Here is an 18,973-nt window from a genome sequence, read left to right on the forward strand (position 1 = left end):
GGTCAACGGTTCGGGAGCGCGACGGCATCGCGAGCGCGTGCGTTCGCGGCTCGGAGCGCGGTCATGCAATGGCCGGCGACGGTCGGAAGGTGCTCGGCGGCGAGCATTGTGGCGTGGATTCCCGGTATCCGGGCCGTCTGCGGTGCCCCGTCCCTCCCCAGCAGCGCTTGCCAGCCTTCGAAGTAAGGGACGTAGGCGAAGTGGGAGGTGCCGGACGGGTGCTCTGTGCTTGCGTCTGTGCACTCGGCCGAGACCACGAACCAGGTGCGCACACCAGAGGCCTCCCGGAGGGGCTGCGGTCGGTAGGAGGCGAAGGCCGCGAGCATCTGACCGCACGCGCGCATTGGCAGGGAGTCGCCAAGGCTGACCTCCGCGGCCGAGTAGCCGGCCGTCTCCAGCATCTCCGTGAGCTCCTCGTGAAGGCGGTCGCGCTCGGGGGCGCCCTCGGGGAGCCGAAGGATCCGCTCTGCCAGCTCCGCGCCCTGCAGATAACTGACGACGGCCGGTCGGTGCAGTTCGATCGTCCTGTCCACACCAGGCAGGGTCGGCTCCAGCAGGACGAGTTCGACCTGCTGACCCAAGTCGTCCAGCTGCCGCGCCATCTCGAAAGCGATGGCGCCTCCGAGAGACCAGCCGACCAGTACGTACGGGCCCTCGAGTTGCACCTGGCGCATGTCGGTGAGGTAGGCGCGAGCCATTTCCTCGATGGTCTCCAGCGGCGATTCACGCCCGTCCATGCCGAGCGGCTGGAAGGCATGCACCGGATGCCCCTGCGGCAGCGCGCGGGCCATCGGGAGGTACCAGCCCACGCTGCCTCCGCTGGGGTGAACACAGAACAGCGGGCGCTCTGCCCCGTCCACCCGTAGCGTCACCAGCGTTCGGGTCATGCCCGTGTGCCCCGCGCCGAAGACGGTGTCGAGGAGGGGCGCGTTCGTCTCCCTGCGCTCCAGCTCGATCGTCCGCAGGGCTTGCGCACGAACGGTCTGGTGCTCGAACACGTCCTTCGGCGAGAGCCTGACACCGGATCGGTTGCAGGCCGCCGCGAGCCGAATGACGGCTACGGAAGTGCCACCAAGGTCGAAGAAGTTGTCCTCGATGCCGACCTCGTTGACCCCCAGCACGGTGGCCCACAGCTCAGCCAGCAGTTGCTCGCCAGGGGTGCGCGGAGCCACGTACCGGTGCTCCAGCTCCGGTCGTTCACCAGAGGGTTCGGGCAGCGCTTGGTGATCGACCTTGCCGTGCGGGGTGAGCGGGAACGAGTCGAGGAACGCCCACTGGCTCGGCACCATGAACTCCGGCAGCTGTTCCGCGCAGAATCGACGCAGTGCCGAGATGGTGGTCGGCGCCTGGCCCTGTGCACGGACGATGTACGCAATCAGCTGCTCGCCGCGCACCAGCGCCACGGCGCGATCCACACAAGGGGCCTCGGTCAGGCGAGCTTCGATCTCACCGAGTTCGATGCGATAGCCCCGCAGCTTCACCTGGTGGTCGACCCTGCCGACGAAGTCGAGAAGCCCGTCCGTGCGCCAGCGCACCAGATCTCCGGTGCGGTACATACGCGCGCCCGGTCGGCCTTGGGGATCGGGCAGGAACCGCTCAGCGGTCAGGGCAGCCCTGCCGATGTAGCCGCGCGCGACGCCCTCGCCACCGATGTACAGCTCACCGACCGCCCCGATCGGGACCGGTTCGAGCCGGGGGTCGAGGACCTGGAGCCGGGTCGCACCGAGCGGGGCCCCTAGTGGGAGGGGAGCGTCGGGGGCCAGGTGGTCGCCCGCACGCACCGGGTGCACCACCCGTCCGATGACTGTCTCCGTCGGCCCGTAGTGGTTGACCACGACCGTGTCCGGACGTAACTGGAGCAGTCGTTCTACGAGCTGCGGGTCGAGCACCTCGCCGCCGACAACCCAGCCGCGCGCAGCAGGATCCAGGCTGTTGTCACTCCAGTGGGCGGTCAGGTGTCGAAGGTGGGAGGGCGTCAGCCGCACGTAGTCGAACGCGAGCGGCCCAGACAGCTCACGGGCGAGGTCGGCCAACGTCGCGTCGGCCGGCAGCAGTGTCATGCCTCGCCCGGACACGAGCGGTTCGAGCAGGCTCGACATCGTCAGGTCGAAGCCGACCGACGAGTGCACGAGCGTGCCGTGCTCCCCGGAACCGGGGTAGTTCCGGGCCGCCCACGATAGGTAGCGCACCGCGCCGATGTGCTCGACCGCGACGCCCTTGGGGTGCCCGGTGGAGCCGGAGGTGAAGATCGAGTAGACCAAGCTGCGCGGATCGACGGACAGGTCCGGGCGGTGTGCCGGCATCCCGGAGAGCACCGCAGTCGCATCCTCGACAGCCACGACCGGCACCACGCCGAAGAGCTGCGGGTCGGACAGGCGCCGGACCAGATCGCCGCGGCTCAGCACCAGGGAGGGCTCCACCGTGGAGGTGATCCTGGCGAGGCGCGCAGGCGGATAGCCGGGGTCCATCGGGATGAAGTACCCGCCGGCCTTGAGCACGGCGAGCATGGCCACAACCAGCTCGGGGCTGCGATCGAGCAAGAGGGCCACCGGGGCTTCGGGCGTGAGCGGGAGTGCCCCAAGCGCGCCACTCAACAGCGCGTTGGCCAGACGGTTCGCCCGATCGTCGAGCTCCGCGAAGCTCAGACTGTCGCCGCCTGCGCGCACAGCGGTCCGGTGCGGGGCGCGATCGGTCTGGTCCTCCACGAGCTGATGTACCGTCAGTGCGCCGGTCAGCTGCTGCTCGGACACGCCCCACCGCGTCATCAGGGCCAGGTCCGCCTCGGGTACCAGTGGCAGGCGCGACAGCGGCGTGTCCGGGGCGGAGGCGGCCGCGGTGAGCAGCCGAGTCAACGATGCGGCGATGCGGCGGGCCGTGTCGTGCAGGTAGAGGTCGCTTGCGTACTCAAGCGCGCCCTCCAGGCACGACCCGTCGTCGACGACGCTGAGGACGAGGTCGAACTTGCAGGTCGTCACGGGCACGGGAACCTGCTCGACAGCCACTTCGCCAAGCAGGCGTTCGGCGGGCTGTTGCGCGCTGAAGTTGTACATGATCTGGACCAGCGGGGTGCGGCCGGCATCGCGGGCCGCACGAAGTTCTCCCATCAGCCGGTCGAAAGGAAGCTCCTGGTGGGCCAGGGCTTCCACGGTGCGGGTGCGGGTGCGCTCGATCAGTTCTGCGAAGGTCGGCGCACCGGCGAGGTCGCCGCGCAGCACGACGGTGTTGAGCATGCAGCCGACGACCTTCTCCAGCCGTGGGTCGCCACGCCCGGCTACCGTGCTGCCGAGGACGATGTCGTCTTGGCCGGTGATCCGGGACAGGAGCGTCTGTAGTGCCGCGAGCACCACGGTGGACACCGTCGTACCGTGTCGGCGCGCCAGCTCACGGATGCCATGGGCCTCCTCCGGCGCCACCGCGAAGGCGACCGCGCCGCCGCGGCCGCTGCGCGTCGCGGGCCGGGGAAAGTCTCCCAGCACCTCGGTGGCAACGGCGCCGGCCAGTTCGGCGCGCCAGAAGGCCAGTTCGGCTGCGTGCTGCTTGCTGTCCAGCCGAGCCCGCTCCCAGACTGCGTAATCGGCCTGTTGGATGGGAAGCGGATCGAGGTTCGGCTCGCGGCCGTCAGTTGCTGCGGCGTAGAACTCGGCGAGTTCTCGCTGCACGAGATCCATCGACCATGCGTCGACGGCGACATGGTGGGCGGTCAGAAGCAGGAGGTGCTCCTGGCCCGAGACGCGCCAGAGCACGCTGCGCAGGGGATGCTCGGAGGCCAGGTCGAAGCCGCGGGCTGCTTCGGCGAGGACGAGATCGGTCAGATCCGCCACCTCCACTGCATCGCGCTCCTCGAGCACGGCTCCGTGACCCGCCGTGTCGGCGACCTGAAAGGGCACCCCGTCGGCGCCGACGCTGATGCGAGTGCGGAGCACCTCGTGGCGCTCCACGAGCCGGTCGAGCGCGTGCCGCAATGCGTCTCGGTCAAGTCGGCCGGTAAGCCTGAGCGCCAGCGGCACGTTGTAGCCGCCGTCCGCCGAGGCGAGTTGGTCGGCGAGCCAGACCGACTCCTGCATCACGGAGAGGGGCAGGGGCTCGCCCCGGATCACCGCGACGAGCGGCGTGCGTCCGCTCTCGCTCCTGCAGTTGTCCGCGGTTGGCATAGCGGCCATGGACTCGGCGACGGCCGCTGCGGTCGGAGCAGCGAAGAGGCGGCGCAGGGGGAACTCCACGCCGAACTCCTGCTGGATTCGGGCGAGCAGACGGAACGCGAGGAGCGAGTGGCCGCCGAGGTCGAAGAAGTTGTCGTCGACGGCGACCTCCGGCAGGCCAAGCACCTCCGCGAACAGCGTGCACAGGACTTCCTCGCGTCGGTCCCGGGGCCGGCGGCTGGCGGTTCGCGTGCCGTAGTCGGGCGCCGGCAAGGCCGCGCGGTCGAGCTTTCCGTTCGGGGTCATCGGGAAGCCGCTCAGCGGGATGATCGCTGACGGGACCATGTAGTCGGGCAGCGTCCGGGAGAGCTCCCTCCGGAGCTGCTCCGTGTCAGCTGGGCCCACTGGGATCACGTACGCCACGAGCCGCTTGTCGCCCACCCGGTCCTCGCGCACCATCACGGCCGCCCGCCGCACCGCGCCGGTGCCTGTCAGGGCCGTCTCGATCTCGCCCTGCTCGATCCGGAACCCGCGCAGTTTGACCTGGTGGTCGCTGCGACCCAGGTACTCGAGATCACCGTGCGCCGACCAGCGGACCAGGTCCCCAGTGCGGTACATCCGGGTGCCCGGAGGCCCGAACGGATTGGGCAGGAACTTCTCGGCGGTCAGCCTCGGGCGGTTCCAGTAGCCGCGCGCGAGGCCCGCCCCGGCGAGGTACAGCTCGCCGGGGGCACCGACCGCAGTAGGCCGCAGGCCGTTGTCGAGCACGTACACCTGGGTGTTGTCGATGGGGAAGCCAATGGACCCGCGGCTGGCGCTGTCGTTGTCCACCGGGCGGTTTGTGGACCAGATCGTGGTTTCCGTCGGTCCGTACATGTTTGTCACCGCATGGGCGGATTCGCCCAGGGCACGGGCGAGTTCGACCGGCAGCGCCTCACCGCCCACCAGCACCCGGACCCCGGACAGCGCTGATCGGGTTTCCTGAAGCAGGGCCTGCCACAGACTGGGGGTCGCCTGGGCGAGGGTCACGCCGTGACAGGTCATGAGCTCGAGTAGCGCCTTCGGGTCGCGCGCCGTGTCCGTGCCGGCCAGTACGACACGGGCGCCACTCAGCAGCGGCAGGTACAGCTCCAGCCCGGCGATGTCAAAGCAGATCGTGGTGGTTGCCAGAACTCGGTCGGCCGGGGTGAGGACGAAGCGGTCGGCCATGGCGCCCAGAAAGTTGTCGAGGGCGGACCGCAGCACCACCACGCCCTTGGGCCGGCCGGTCGATCCGGACGTGTAGATCACGTACGCGGGGTGGTCAGGGGAGACCGCGGGTAGGTTCTCGCCCACGACGGTTGACGCATCGACCTCGTCGACGAGGACGCGTTCCGTACCGTCGCTCAGCATCGCCAGGTGGTCCGCAGTGGTGGCGTCGGTCACCAGGAGGGCAGGTCGAGCGTCCTCCAGCATGTAGCCGATCCGGTCCGCCGGGAAGTCGGGATCGATCGGCAGATACGCTGCCCCGGACTTGAGCACCGCCAGCAGCGTCACTACGAGGGTCGGGGAGCGGGGGAGCAGTACCGCCACGAAGCGCTCGACGCCCGCACCCCGGTCGACCAGCAGCCGTGCCATCCGGTTGGCCCGCTCGTTGAGCTCTCGGTAGCTCAACGATTCGTCGCCGCAGGCCACCGCCACCGCGTCGGGCGTCTGTGTGGATCGCTCCTGGAAACGCTCGACGAACGACCGCTCAGGCTGCGGCCGTGCCGTGTCGTTCCAATCGCGCAGGACAGTGTGCAACTCGGCTGCGTTCAGCAGACCCAGGTCCGACACGGGACGACCGGGCGCGGCGACCAGGCCGTCAAGAAGGGTGAGGAACTGACCGGCCAGCCGCCCCGCGGCGGTGGACTCGAAGAGATCAGCGGGCACGACCAGATTGACGCTGATGCGCTCACCGTCGTCCTGAACGCTCAGATCCATGTCGCACTTCGCGAAGGCGACATCGACAGGTACTTCCCTGCCCAGGGCCTCACCCAGTCGGATCGGCGCACCGGCCGACTCGGTGCCGATCATGGCCTGCACCAGTGGCTGGCTGCCGGCGTTCCGCTCGCGGCGGAGCTCGCGGACGAGTCGGTCGAAGGGGATATCCGGCCGTGAGAAGTCCTCGCGAGAGCCCGCGACCGTGCGACGGAGCACCTCGTGGAAGTGGGGCCGACCGGCGAAGTCCATCCGGACCGGGATCGTGTTGACGAAGTAGCCGATCACGGACTCCAACTCGGTGCGGCCACGGCCGGCGACCGGGACGCCGAGTGCGAAGTCCTCCTGGCCGCTGAGCCGGTGGAGGAACGCGGCGAAGGCGACAAGCAGCACGGTGAACGACGTGGTGTCGTGGGATTCCGCGAGGCGGCGTACGGCTGCTGCCGTGCCAGCGGGCACCACCCGCCTTGCGCTGTGGCCGCGCCAGTCCCGCGTGGCTGGGCGCACGCGGTCGCCGGGGATCTCCAGGTCGGGCATTCCGGCAAGGCGCTCGCGCCAGTACCCGAGCTGCGCATCCAACTCCGGGCCCGCGAGACGGCAGGCCTGCCAGCCGGCGAAGTCGCGGAACTGAGGTGTCGTGACGCCCTCGGACAGCGCCGGGCGCCGTTCAGCGAGAGCAGGCCCGTTGTCGGTGTGGCGAGCCTCGTAGGCGGTCGCCAGGTCCTTCAGGAAGAGGTCGGCGGACCAGCCGTCGAAGACGATGTGGTGGACGGCCGTGAGCAGCACGTGCTCTTCGGTATTGATCCGATAGAGGCGGGCACGCAGCAGCGGACCCTTTTCCAGCTCGAAGGGCTGCTCGGCTTCCCGCCGCAGTGCGTCGGACAGATCCTGCTCGGTGACGTCCAGCACCTCGAAGTCCACAGCTCCGGGGGCACCGACCTCCTGGACGGGCTCCCCGTCCGGGCCGACCCGGAAGGTGGTGCGAAGCGCGCCGTGGCGGGATACCACCCAGGCCAGCGCGGAGCGCAGCACGGTCGGTGCCACCGAGCCGGTCAACCGGATCGCGAGAGGCACGTTGTACAGGGGCGTCCCCGGCGTGAGCTGCTCGAAGAACCAGATCCCAGCCTGTCCTGCGGCCAGAGGGGCAGGCCCAGGGGGCAGGATCGGCAGCGTGTCGGCGTCAGGGGTGCCGCGAAGGCGCGCACCCGCTCGGGCGAGTCGGTCGCGTACCGCTGCGAGTCGCTGGTCCGGTTCGGCCGCTGCGGGGGCCGGCACCGTCTGCGGCAGCACGTGGGTAGTCATGGTGTGCCTTCCTGGAGGTCCGCGGGGACGAGAGCGCTCAGCACCGCTTCGGATACCGCGGCGATCGTCCGCGTCGCGTACAACTCCGTCAGGGAGAAGCCGATGTCGAAGGTTTCGCGCAGCCGCGCGACCAGTTGGGCGGCGCGCAGGGAATGCCCGCCCAGGTGGAAGAAGTCCTCGAACACGCCTGGGGCCGGTACACCCAGAACCGCGGCAAACAGTTCCGCCACCAGTTCTTCCAGCTCGTTGCGAGGAGTCGTCTGCTCGATGCCTCTGAGCCCGGCAACCAGCGGGTCGGGCAGGGCGCGCCGGTCCACCTTGCCCGCGCTGGTCACGGGCAGCTCGCGGAGCTCCACGAACAGGGCGGGAACCATGTACGGCGGCAGCACACCGGCGCAGAACTCGCTCAGTGCGGCAGGGTTCAGCTGTCCGTTACCGCTAGGTACGACGTAACCGACCAGGAAGCGGTCAGCACCCGGCTCCGGCGGCAGGAAGTCGAGAACCGTCGCTGTTTCCACGCCAGGATGCTCAGTGAGCCGGGCCGCGACCTCGCCCAGCTCGACCCGATATCCGCGGATCTTGACCTGGTCGTCGGCCCTGCCCAGGAAGTCGAGCAAGCCGTCGGGCCGGACCCGCACCAGGTCACCGCTGCGGTACATGCGCTCACCGGGGAAGGCGGGATCGGGCACGAAGCAGTCGGCGGTCAGCCCCGGACGGTTCAGGTAGCCGCGGGTGACGCTGCCTCCGATGTAGAGCTCGCCCACCGTGCCCGGCGGGACCGGTCGCATGGCGGGATCGAGGATGCTCACCCGGACGCCGTGCCGCGGCCCGCCGATGGCGACGACTCCGGTGGCCGCCTCGGCCGCGGTGACCTCCAGAGCGGTCGCGGTGATGGTTGCCTCCGTCGGCCCGTAGGTGTTCACCAGCCGGCACATGGGTGCCTGCGCCAGCCAGCGATGGGCTACGTCGGCGGGAACCGCCTCGCCGCCAAGGACGAGAAGCCTGAGGCACGCAGGCGGCGCGTCGTCGCCGAGCCGGTTCACGACTGCAGCCCAGTAGGCGGGCGGCAGTTCCGCGACGGTGATCGCGTTTCGGCGCAGCACCGCCGCGAACTCCTCCGGTTGCCAGAGCTCGTCCGGGCGCAGGACCAGGGTCGCGCCGGACACCAGGGTCGGCAGGATCTGCTCGAGAGAGGCGTCGAAGGAGTGGCTGGCGAACTGGAGCACCCGGTCCTGGCCGTTGAGCCCGTAAGCGGCGGCCATTGCCCGGCAGTGCTGCGTCAACGCTCCGTGCAGGCCCATGACGGCCTTGGGCCGTCCGGTCGTGCCTGAGGTGTAGATGAGATAGGCCAACTGCTGCGGGTCCACGGAGGGCAGCGGCGTCTCGTCGTCAACGTCACGGTCCGCTGCATCGAGGAGAACCAGGTTCTCGTGCGGTGGGAGGGGAGCGAGGACGGCGTCGGTGATCGCGAGGCGGACACCGGCGTCCTGCAGGAACATGCTCTTGCGCTCGTCCGGCAGAGTGGAGTCGATCGGCATGAAGGCCCCGCCGGCCCGGACCACCGCCAGCAGCGCGACGACCGATTGGACGCCTCGGGACACGTGCACCGCGACGGGTTGTTCGGCACGGACTCCTAGAGCGGCCAGTCGCCGGGCCAGTCGCTCGACCCGGTTGGCCAGCTCCGCGTATGTCAGCCGGTCAGTGCCGCACACCACGGCCAGCGCGTCGGGCGTGCGGTCCGCGCACTCGAAGACGAGCTCGTGGACCGGCCGAAGATCCGTCGGTTTCGCCGGTGCAGGGGCCGACCACGGCCGGACGCTCGGCGGATCGGCCGGCACGACCAGGTCGAGTGCGCTTACCCGTGTGTCCGGAGCTGCCACCATCTGCTCCACTACAGCCAGGAAGCGAGCGGCCAGCTTCTCGATCGTCTCCGAGGTGAACATGTCCGACGCGTATTCGATGGTGCCGCGGAGGCGGCCCTCCGCGTCCAACTCCAAGTCGAAGGTCAGCTCCGCTGAGGCGCTGATCCGCGGAAGTACCACGTCCCGGACGGCCAGACCTGCGACATGTACTGGTGCCCGGTCCACGTGCCGCACATCGAACAGCAGGTTGAACAGGGCCCCCTCGCGGATATCTCCGCGCCGTTGGAGTTCATCGAGCAGCCCCTCGAACGAGCAGCCGGCGGCCGAGTACCCGTCGCCTGCTCGGATGCGGCCTCGGGTGTGCTTGTGGGTGATCAGAGTGTCGGCGCGGACCACCTCCACCAGTGCCCTCATCGGAGGATCAGCGGAGAGATCAGCCAGCCGGGGAACGCTGTCGACGAAGAAGCCGACCACGTCCTCGCCGCTCGCGTGCAGGCGGTCGGCCGTCGGGGTGCCGACACAGACCCGGGCGTTTCCGGTCCAGCGGGAGATGAGCGCGTGAAAGCAGGCCAGTAGGGCCACGTTCGGCGTGGTGCGGGCGCTGGCTGCCAGGAGACAGAGCGCGGCCGCGGTCTCGGTCGAGACGGTGAAGGCGTGCACGGCCCCCTTCCCGCTACGCGGTCCTGTCCGGGGGACATCGACCGGCGGGTCCACGGGCCCGGCCGCCTGCAGGTACTCGCGCCACCAGTTGAGCCGCGCGGGGGCAGGCTCTTCCTCCTCGGCTGCCCGTGCCAGGGTGTAGTCACGGAACGAAGCCGGTACGGCCAGTGCCGAACCTTCATTTCCGAGGGCTTGGCCGTACAGGTGCAGCAGCTCGCCGCGGACCAGTTCCAGGGATTGACCGTCGAAGGCCACGTGCGCGACGTTCAGCACCAGGACGTGACGGTCGTCGGCGATCCGCACCAACAGCACCCGGGCCAGGGGCCCCGCAGTGAGATCGAACGGGCGGGCAAGCTCGTCCGTCAGGCACTCCGTGAGTGCGGCGTCGGGGTCGGTTTCGCCGCGCACGTCGGCGAAGCGGGGCACCAGCGGGGCCGGTCGGCGAAGCGTCCACTGCGGCCGGCCGTCGGCCGAAGTCGTGATGCGGGCACGAAGTGCCTCATGGCGGGCGACGAGCCCGGTGAGGGCCTCAAGGAGCGCAGCGCGGTCCAGCCTCCCGTCCAGGGTCAACGCCATCGGACACGCGTGCTCGGCGGAGTCTGGACGAAGCTGGTGCGCCGTCCACATGCGACGCTGTCCACCCGTCAGGGGGAAGTCGGACTTGGTCGGTGCCGTGCTCGGGAACGGCCCCAGGGGTGCCAGCAGTCGCGTGCCCCGTACCGGGGCCACGCCGAAGGCGCTGACTGGCGTCAAGGCGTTCGAGACGACCGCATTGAGCCCCCGTACGAGCGCTTCGCTGAGGGGAGCGATGGATGCCTCGTCGAACAGCTCCGAGTCGTACTCGAAGAACGCCGTCATCCCGTCGCCCTCGTCCGCGACGTCGAGGAGCAGGTCGAACTTCGCGGTGGCGCGCGGCACCGCGAAGGCGGTGACATCCACCCCGGGCAGCGTCAGGGGTGCCCCGACCGCGTTCTGGTAATTGAAGCCCACCTGGAACAGCGCGGTACCGGTCGATGTGCGCCGCGGGCGCAGCCTGCGTACGACCCGGTCGAAAGGCAGGTCCTGATGGGAGTAGTTGTGCAATGTGGTCCGACGCACTTCGGACAGCAGCCCTTGGAACGTCGTGTCGGGGGCGACCTGGACGCGCTGCACCACGGTGTTCACCAGGTAACCGACCACGTCATCGCTGCCGGCGACCGCGCGGGTGGCCACCGGCGACGTGACCGCGACGTCCGTGCTCCCGCCCCAGTTGCCCAACAGCGCCTGGAACGCGGCGAGCAGGACCATGTACACGGAGGAGCGAGTGGTCTTGGCCAGCCCACGGATCCCGGTCGCGGTCGCCGCGGGTATGGAGAAGTGGACCGCGGCGCCTGAGCCGCGTCGGTGGTGGTGGCGGGGCCGTTCGGTGGGCACCGTCAGGTGCCGCAAGCCGGCGAGCCGGTCCTCCCAGTACTGCAAGTGCCGTTCGGTGTCCAGCTCCGCGAGACGCCTGCACTCGAGTCGCAGCAGGTCCGCGTAGTCCACCTCCGGTCCGGGCCATCCGGACCCGTCCCGGTAGGCAGCGCCGAGGGCCCTCAGGAACACACCGGTTGACCAGTCATCGAAGACAATGTGATGGACGTTCAGAACGAGAATGCGTTCGTCGGAGCCGAGCCGGATCAGCCGTGCCTGTGCGATCGGTCCTCGTTCGAGATCCAGCGGCTGCCAGGCGAACTCGGCGACGGCCGAGCGCATGTCGGTGTCGTCGAGGCTGGCTGAGTCCAGGACCTCGAGGTCGAACGGGGCTGCTGGGGCGATCCACTGCCAAGGATTGCCGTCTTCGTCCACACTGAACCGGGCTCGCAACGCCGTATGCCGCACAGCAAGCGAGTCCAGAGCAGCCCTGAGCCGCTGCTCGTCCAGAGGGCCACGCAGCCGCACAGCCACCGGGACGTTGTATGCGGGAGTCGCATCCTCGAAGGTCTCGGCGAACCAGATGCGCTGTTGTCCCGGAGTCAGGGGCAGGCGCACGGCTTGCCCGGATTCCAGTGTCGCCGATCGCTGCGGTGTCATCAGTCAACCTCCACCATGGAGGCGTGACGGCGCCACCAGTCCTGGCCGCTCTCGGGCAGCGTGTGGATCGGGTCGAAGTACTGGTGGGTGGTCACATTCCCGGGCTCTTCCGCGCCCTTCTCGAGCGAGGTGCGGTAGTTCTTGGTCCAGTAGCTGATGCCGCGTTCCCGGTCGTACTGAAGCGGCTGGTGCACCCATCGCTTGCCGATGAAAGGCACGTCGCACACGATCCGTGGGGTGGCGAATCCGGGAAGGTACCCGAGGATCCCCTGCTGGAGGTCCTGAGCGTGTGACACCGATGTGCGCCAGTGCTCGCTGAACGGGATCATGTCGCAGAGGTAGAAGTAGTAGGGCATGATCGCCGCCCCATCGAGCAGGGCGAAACTCAGGTCAAGCAGGGCCTCGACGGAGTCGTTCACGCCGCTCATCAGCACGCCCTGGTTGCGCACGTCGCGGAGCCCCGTGTCGATGAGGCCGCGTGCGGCGGCGGCCACCGCTGGCGTTATCTGCTGTGCCGCGTTCGCGTGCGTGTGCACGGCGAGCTGTACGTCGTGGCTGCGCGCCAGTCGAACCAGCCGCTCCATGCCGCGTCGCACCTCGTCGGACGACCAGTACTGCGGCAGCCCCACCACGGCCTTGGACGCGAGCCGGATGTCGCGGATCGAGGAGATGCGTATCAGCTCCGAGACGAAGGCTTCGAGCCGAGGCCACGGCAGGTTGGCGACATCGCCGCCGGAGACCACCACGTCGCGCACGCCAGGGGTGGTGGAGAGGTAGTCCAGCATGGCCTTGAGGCGGTCGGCCGGCCGCATAACGAACCGTGCCTTTGCCACCTGTGGCGTGGAGTTGCCCACCAGGTCCATGCGGGTGCAGTGCCCGCAGTACTGTGGGCAGGTCGCGACGACTTCGGCAAGGACCTTGGTCGGGTACCGGTGCGTGAGCCCTTCCACGGCCCACATGTCCTGTTCGTGCAGTGAGTCGCGCTCTGCGAAGGGGTGGGAGGGCCAGTCCTGTCGCCGGTCGGAGTACAGCGGCACCATGTAGCGGCGCACCGGGTCGGTTCGGAACGCCTCGGTGATTCCTCCGCGGGTTGCCGTATCGAGCGAGGGCGCGATCGTGTTGAGCATCTGCGGTGGCAGCAGCATGGACATCGTGGCCCGCTCGCGCTGGTCCCGTTCGAGGTCGGCGTAGCAGGAGTCGTCGAGCAGCTCGCCGACAACCTGGCGCAGCTGCGCGACGGTCTTGATGCAGTGGGCGCGCTGCCACTGTGGGTTGTTCCAGTCAGCGGTGCTGACGTTGCGCCAGCCGGGGAAGCGACGCCAGTCGGGTTCGACGAGGCTTCGGCTCTGGTACGCGTAGGGCTGCTCGGGGAGTCCCGACCCCAGGGCAGCCGCGAGTTCGGTCGCGGAAGGTGCCGTGAGCTGCGATACATGTGAGTGAATCGCGATGTCAGTCATTTGCTTCTCCTGCGGCGGGAGCGGCCAGATGCGGCCGCGCAGATGCTGCTCCGACGGATGTTGAGTGGTCCGCCCGGAGTCATGAGGTAAGTTCCTCGATCGTGGCGGCGAGGCCTGCCACTGTGGGCTGTTCGAGCAGGTCGAAGTAGGCCAGCCGGACTCCGTGCTCGCGCTGTATCGCGTGCAGGGCACCGGCGGCAAGCAGGGAGTGGCCGCCGAGCTCGAAGAAGTCGTCGTCCACGCCTATCGGTTCGACCCCGAGAAGAGCCGACCAGAGCTCGGCGAGGCTGCGCTCCAACGCGGTCTCGGGTGCCCGGTAGGGGGTGGTGCAGGTGCGGGGGGCGTGGCGGGGGTCGGGCAGCGCGGCCCGGTCGACTTTGCCCGTCGGACCGAGCGGAAGCGCCGGCAGCACGATCACCGACTGCGGGACCATGTAGGGCGGCAGCGCTTCACGTAGCTGTTCACGCAACTGAGCGCCCAGCTCCGGGGCGGCCAGGGCCTTGGGCCTCGGAATTGCGTAGGCCAGCAGTCGCTTGGCGCCGGAGTCGTCGGATCGTGCGACGACCGCAGCGTCGCTCACGGTCGGCAAGCGGGTCAACGCTGCCTCGATGGCGCCTGGCTCGACGCGGAAGCCCTGGATCTTGATCTGTCGGTCGGCACGCCCGAGGAACTCGATGGTGCCGTCGGCCTGCCAACGCGCCAGGTCGCCGGTCCGGTACATACGGATCACGACCCCGGTCGGCCCGGCTGCCAGGACGAACCGTTCGGCTGTCGCCTCGGGACGCCCCAGATAGCCGCGGGCCAATCCGTCGCCGAAGGCGTACAGCTCGCCGTCGACGCCCACCGGAACGGGACGGCGGTCGGTGTCGAGGATGGCGACCCCCGTTCCGCTGACCGGCCGCCCGATGGGCACCGGCCGGTCGAGGACGACGGGCCCATGTACCGTCCAGCAGGCGGTGAACGTCGTGTTCTCGGTCGGCCCGTAGCCGTTGGTGAAGCTGAGATGGGGATGAGCCGTGAGCAGTCGACTCACATGGTCACGTGAGAGTACGTCCCCGCCCGCGAGGACGTGCCGCAGCCCCCCGAACGCCTCGAGGCAGGTGTCGACCATCTGATGGAAGAACCCGGCCGTCAGCCAGAGGACGCTCACCTGCTCGGCCCTCAAGGTCTGCGCCAAGGTGTCCGGGGTGGTGCGCCCGGGCGGCTGGACTGCGAGCCGACCACCGAGGCTCAGCGGGGTCCAGATCTCCAGGGTGGAGGCGTCGAACGCGACCGGTGCGAGCTGCAGGAAGACATCGGCCGAGGTGAACTGCGCCCAGTCAGGTTGCTGCACCAGCCGGGCGACCGCCCTGTGGGGGACGCAGACCCCCTTGGGCTCGCCAGTGGAACCCGAGGTGTAGCTGACATAGGCGAGATTCTCCGGCGTGGTCGGCGCGGCCCGCAGCGGGGAATGGGTTGGCATAGCGAGGAGGCGGTCGAGTTCCTCGGTGGGGACATCCACCTCCGCGACCCTCTCCCACAGCACTGTGTCCGCCAGGAGCAGTACCGGCTCTGCGTCGGAGACCAACTGCACGAGGCGCTCCTGGGGAGCGTCGGGCTCGAGCGCCAGGTAGGCCCCGCCGGCCTTCAGGATGGCCAGCAGAGCGGTGATCAGACGCGGGGAACGCGTCGCAAGTAGGGCGACGACCCGATCCGGGCCGACTCCACGCTCCACCAGATGGGTGGCCAATCGTGTCGCGTCAGCCTCCAGATCTGCGTAGGTCAGTTGCTCACCGCCGCAAGAGACGGCGACAGCGTTGGGGGTTCGGCGAGCCTGCTCGGACACCAGGTCGTGGATGCATCGAGCAGGTACCGGTGGAAGACCACTCCCGCCCAACGAGCTCAGCGGATCCGGCCAGGCATCCGTACCCGCCTTCGATGAGCGGGCAGGGCGAACTGGCGACGACGCCACGGTCATGTCGCTCTCCAAACAAGGTCAGGCAGAGGTTTGACAGGTCATTGGGCATGGACAGCTCGAGCTGCGGGGCGAGGCGGCCCGTGATCAAGCCAGGCGGTCAGTTCCTTCGGGGATCGGCGCCAGGGGTCGAATGCCTCCAGACGCCAGGTCGCGCCCACCTCGGCCAGGGCAGCAGACCTGTCGTGAGCGGCCCCATCACCGGGCGCCACGCTGTCGATCGCCACCACGTCGCGGGTCCGGACCGACGCATCTTGAGGTGCCAGCGTTGCCAGGCGAGCCAGGATGTCCGCCAGTTCCACCGCGTCGGGGCCGCGCAGATGGCCGCCATTCCCACGGATCATCGGGACGATGCCCTCCTGCCGTGCTGCTCGTAGGAGAGCACCGGGACGTGAGGCGGGCCAGGTCGCAGCCGCCCAGATCGGGACACCCGGATCTCCTCGCCCGGAGGTGCTGCGGGGCGCAGGCAAGAAGGTGGCGCGGTCCACGCGGTAGTGATCGCCGGTGTGGCTGAACTCGTCCCCGCGCCACAGACCCGCGATCACCCGCAGGGCCTCGTCGACCTTGGACGCTCGGGTGCGCAGCCCCCCCGGCTCCCCGAAGGCGGCGAAGTCGAGATCCGCATCGGCGCCCAGGCCCACCCCGAGGACCAGCCGCCCCTCGGAGAGGTGATCGAGCGTCGCCGTCTCGCGGGCGACCTTCCAGGGCCGGCGCCGGGCCAGCGGGGTGACCAGTGGACCGCTCCTCAGCCGACTGGTTCGGGCCAGGATCCCCGTGACGACCGTCCAGGCGTCGACAGCCGGCAGCCGTAGCTCACGGGACATCATCAGGTGGTCCCACAGGAACACACCGTCCCAACCGGCCTCCTCCGCGCGGACCGCGAACTCCACCAGCCGCGACGGATCGGCGTAGTAGCCGACATTGGGGAGCAGCAGTCCGTGTTGCATGCCGTTCTCCGCCGACCCAGTCATCGCGAAACTCCCGAACTGGCGATGTCGCCGCGCGCGACCTGCTGCGCCACCGCTTGCGCCGAGCGGACGGCTCCTTCGAGATGGCCGTAGAAGTACGGCGAGTATTCGGATCCCACCCGATGGATCGGCCCAGCGAAGCCGCCTGGATGCCCGTTCGATCGGACGCCGGCCCACGCTCCGAGCTCCGGAACCGCCGCGTAGCATCCTTGGATCCACGGTTGCCGAAGCCAGTCCTGGGCCTGTAAGTGAAGCGGCTCCAGGGCGTCGGTACCGAGCCATTCGGCGAGTCTGGCCGTGAGATCGCCCCACGTCACGCTGCCACTGCTCCAGGCTTGTGCTTCCGTACCAGTGAGGAAGCCGACCAGCACGCCCAGGCCGTCCCTGCCGTTGGAGTCGTCCACCAGGAAGCGGATCGGGGGCCGGTCAGCGGTGACCCAGCCGCTGAGGCCACTGTTCCGCCAGAACGGCGTGCGGTAGACGAGGTGGACCTTGACCGCCGAACCGCCTTTGGATGCGGGCACGACAGGCGGGTGCGCGGTGGGAAGGTCCAGCTCGATGGACCGCTCCTGCCCGGGGCCGGTTGCCAGCACCAGCTGAGAGCATTCGACCCGGAGGCCGTCCGCGTGCACCTGCACCGAGTCGGCTGTCTGCGTGATGCGGCGCACCGCGCTACCCGTGCGCACCTGCCGGTCGAGGCGGGCCGCGAGCCGCCCGCAGAGGCCCTGCGCTCCGCCGGCCAAGCGGAATTCCTGGGCCCCGCCGGCGAAGGCTGTGAGAAAAGGCAGCCCGCCACCCGACTTCACGTAGAACAGGAAGTGAAGCAGCGACACCTCGTCGGGGTCCGAGGCGAGCATCTCCCGCACGATCTGCTCGATCAACAGGCACGCGTCAGCGGGCATCTCCTCTGCGCGCAGCCAGCTATGCACAGTGATCCTGTCCTGCATCTCAGCGTTCGGGGATGCCCCAGGGGAGTGCAGGTCGACCTGGTCGGCGAGCTCCTCGATCCGGTCCAGGGCCAGGCCGAACGCCAGCGCGCTGAACGGCGCGTGCTCACCGTCGCTTCGGTGCAGGCGACCGGCCAAGTCGAAGAGCGACGCGCCCTCCGCCACTGTGCGCTGGAGCGGAATCCCGAGCCGATCCGCCAGTTGCCTGACCTCTGTGTGGTGCTGTCCGACGTAGGCTCCGCCGCAGTCCAGCGCCAGGCCAAGACTCGTTTGCGTGCGGGTTCGACCGCCCAGCTGTTCGGACGCCTCCAGGACGAGGACATCGTGCCCGCGTGCTGAGAGTCCTTCCGCGGCGCAAAGTCCGGACAACCCCGCACCGATCACGACGATCTCGGCCTGCTCTGGCGAATTCTCGGAGGTCATGCGTTGTGCTCCTCGGCTACCCAGAGCGGACGCAGGCCGGCATCGCGTTCGTAGGCGTCGGCCAGCGCCTGCAGAAACGTGCGCAGTTCCTCCTCGTTCGGCGCCAGCGGGCCTGCGACGTACCGTGAGTCCGTGACACCACGCTGCGTCGAGGAACAGGCGGCCCAATCCTGCAGGTTCGTGGTCTTCCAGAAGTCGACCGCGTAGTCCGGCTTGAAGCCCCGGCTGTCAAGCAGCTCGTCGGAGAAGAACCAGTCGCAGATGACACGCGTGCGGTTTGGGGCGAGCGGGTCGAGGCGATGGGTGACGACGTAGTCGTGCATCGCGGTGATGAACAGACCGGGCAGTACCGCGTAGTAGCACACCTGGCGGGCGCGATCCTCATCGAGTTTCGGAAAGGCCCAGGCAGGCCCCGAGCCGTTCAGGGACATGCTGTCCGCCGAGTTCTTGAGGTCCAGCGAGCCGCCGAGCCACAGTCCGGTGCTGGCGAATCCCTCCCCGTTGACCGTGCGCTGAACCTTGCTGAGCTCGGGGTGCGTACTGGGGCAGTGATAGCACTCGAGGTAGTTCTCGACGATCAGCTTCCAGTTGGCCTCGACCTCGTACTCTTCGGTGCCCACCCGACGAAGCTCGCCGAGCTGGTAGGCGTCCAGGACCGTTGTGAGGTTGCCGAGTGAGGCGGGGAAGTCGGGTGCATCACCGGAATGGTTGACGAACAGCCATCCGTTCCATTCGGCCGAACGGACCGGGAGCAGCCCCATACCGCGCGGGTCCGCTTCGGCGAGCTCCTCGAACCGAGGTGCACTGCGCACGGCGCCGTCGAGCCCGTAGACCCAGGCGTGGTAGGCGCACCACACCTGCGCCCGGCGGATCTTGCAGGCTTGAGTCACGAGTTCGTGCCCCCGGTGCCGGCAGGCGTTGACGAACACGTTCACACCTTCGCCGGTTCCGGCGACCAGGATGTTGCGTCCGGCCGACATCATGGCCGCCTGGGAACCCTTATCGGCGTAATCGGCGACGCGTCCGATGGGCACCCAGCCCTGCTGGAAGATCCGCTGGCGCTCCCACTCGAACAGCTCGGGGGAGGTGTAGGCGAGGCCTGGTAGGGCGCGAGGTTCACGGGTGACCGTCAAGAGCTCGGTGACCGCTTCTTCTCCGAGAACGCGGGCTGGAGCACTTGCCTGCTCGTCCATATTAGACGGGTTCATGACAAAACCCTCCTGTGGCAGCACCACGTTTGATGACGCCGG

At 69.0% G+C, this 18,973-nt stretch carries 7 protein-coding genes; all 7 read right to left on the reverse strand.

Annotation, left to right across the window (positions count from 1 at the left end; translation table 11 throughout):
• Positions 1-2: 2 nt before the first annotated feature.
• The 7 genes from ACFW1A_RS05760 to ACFW1A_RS05790 all read right to left on the reverse strand — a co-directional run bounded on the left by ACFW1A_RS05760 (position 3) and on the right by ACFW1A_RS05790 (position 18,916).
• A complete protein-coding gene (locus tag ACFW1A_RS05760; RefSeq protein ID WP_380404729.1) occupies positions 3-7,400 on the reverse strand; it encodes an amino acid adenylation domain-containing protein in 7,398 nt (2,465 codons plus the stop codon).
• A complete protein-coding gene (locus ACFW1A_RS05765) occupies positions 7,397-11,974 on the reverse strand; it encodes an amino acid adenylation domain-containing protein (protein ID WP_380404732.1) in 4,578 nt (1,525 codons plus the stop codon). The genes ACFW1A_RS05760 and ACFW1A_RS05765 overlap by 4 nt, the downstream gene beginning before the upstream one ends.
• The gene (locus tag ACFW1A_RS05770) at positions 11,974-13,431 is read right to left on the reverse strand and encodes a KamA family radical SAM protein (protein ID WP_380404735.1); all 1,458 of its coding nucleotides are present in this window, start codon (positions 13,429-13,431) and stop codon (positions 11,974-11,976) included. The genes ACFW1A_RS05765 and ACFW1A_RS05770 overlap by 1 nt, the downstream gene beginning before the upstream one ends.
• A 79-nt stretch (positions 13,432-13,510) precedes the next feature.
• Positions 13,511-15,256 (reverse strand): amino acid adenylation domain-containing protein, encoded by a 1,746-nt coding sequence (locus tag ACFW1A_RS05775; protein ID WP_380404738.1) that lies wholly within the window; start codon positions 15,254-15,256, stop codon positions 13,511-13,513.
• A 170-nt stretch (positions 15,257-15,426) separates the two neighbouring features.
• Complete coding sequence (locus tag ACFW1A_RS05780) at positions 15,427-16,332, reverse strand: LLM class flavin-dependent oxidoreductase (protein WP_380404741.1); 906 nt, start codon at positions 16,330-16,332, stop codon at positions 15,427-15,429.
• A gap of 20 nt (positions 16,333-16,352) precedes the next feature.
• Positions 16,353-17,723, reverse strand: coding sequence for a flavin monoamine oxidase family protein (locus tag ACFW1A_RS05785; RefSeq protein ID WP_380404744.1), 1,371 nt, complete (start codon positions 17,721-17,723; stop codon positions 16,353-16,355).
• Positions 17,720-18,916, reverse strand: coding sequence for an aromatic ring-hydroxylating dioxygenase subunit alpha (locus ACFW1A_RS05790; protein WP_380404747.1), 1,197 nt, complete (start codon positions 18,914-18,916; stop codon positions 17,720-17,722). Before ACFW1A_RS05790 ends, ACFW1A_RS05785 begins: the two co-directional genes overlap by 4 nt.
• Between the last annotated feature and the right edge of the window lie 57 nt (positions 18,917-18,973).

Origin of the sequence: Kitasatospora sp. NPDC058965 (assembly GCF_042741245.1) — a bacterium.
In the GTDB taxonomy this organism is placed as follows: domain Bacteria; phylum Actinomycetota; class Actinomycetes; order Streptomycetales; family Streptomycetaceae; genus Kitasatospora.

What these genes read in the sequence shown, in the direction of transcription:
- ACFW1A_RS05780 (WP_380404741.1), bottom strand. Translation starts at nt 16,332, where the DNA reads ATGCAACACGGACTGCTGCTCCCCAATGTCGGCTACTACGCCGATCCG.
- ACFW1A_RS05785 (WP_380404744.1), bottom strand. Translation starts at nt 17,723, where the DNA reads ATGACCTCCGAGAATTCGCCAGAGCAGGCCGAGATCGTCGTGATCGGT.
- ACFW1A_RS05790 (WP_380404747.1), bottom strand. Translation starts at nt 18,916, where the DNA reads ATGGACGAGCAGGCAAGTGCTCCAGCCCGCGTTCTCGGAGAAGAAGCG.
- ACFW1A_RS05760 (WP_380404729.1), bottom strand. Translation starts at nt 7,400, where the DNA reads ATGACTACCCACGTGCTGCCGCAGACGGTGCCGGCCCCCGCAGCGGCC.
- ACFW1A_RS05765 (WP_380404732.1), bottom strand. Translation starts at nt 11,974, where the DNA reads ATGACACCGCAGCGATCGGCGACACTGGAATCCGGGCAAGCCGTGCGC.
- ACFW1A_RS05770 (WP_380404735.1), bottom strand. Translation starts at nt 13,431, where the DNA reads ATGACTGACATCGCGATTCACTCACATGTATCGCAGCTCACGGCACCT.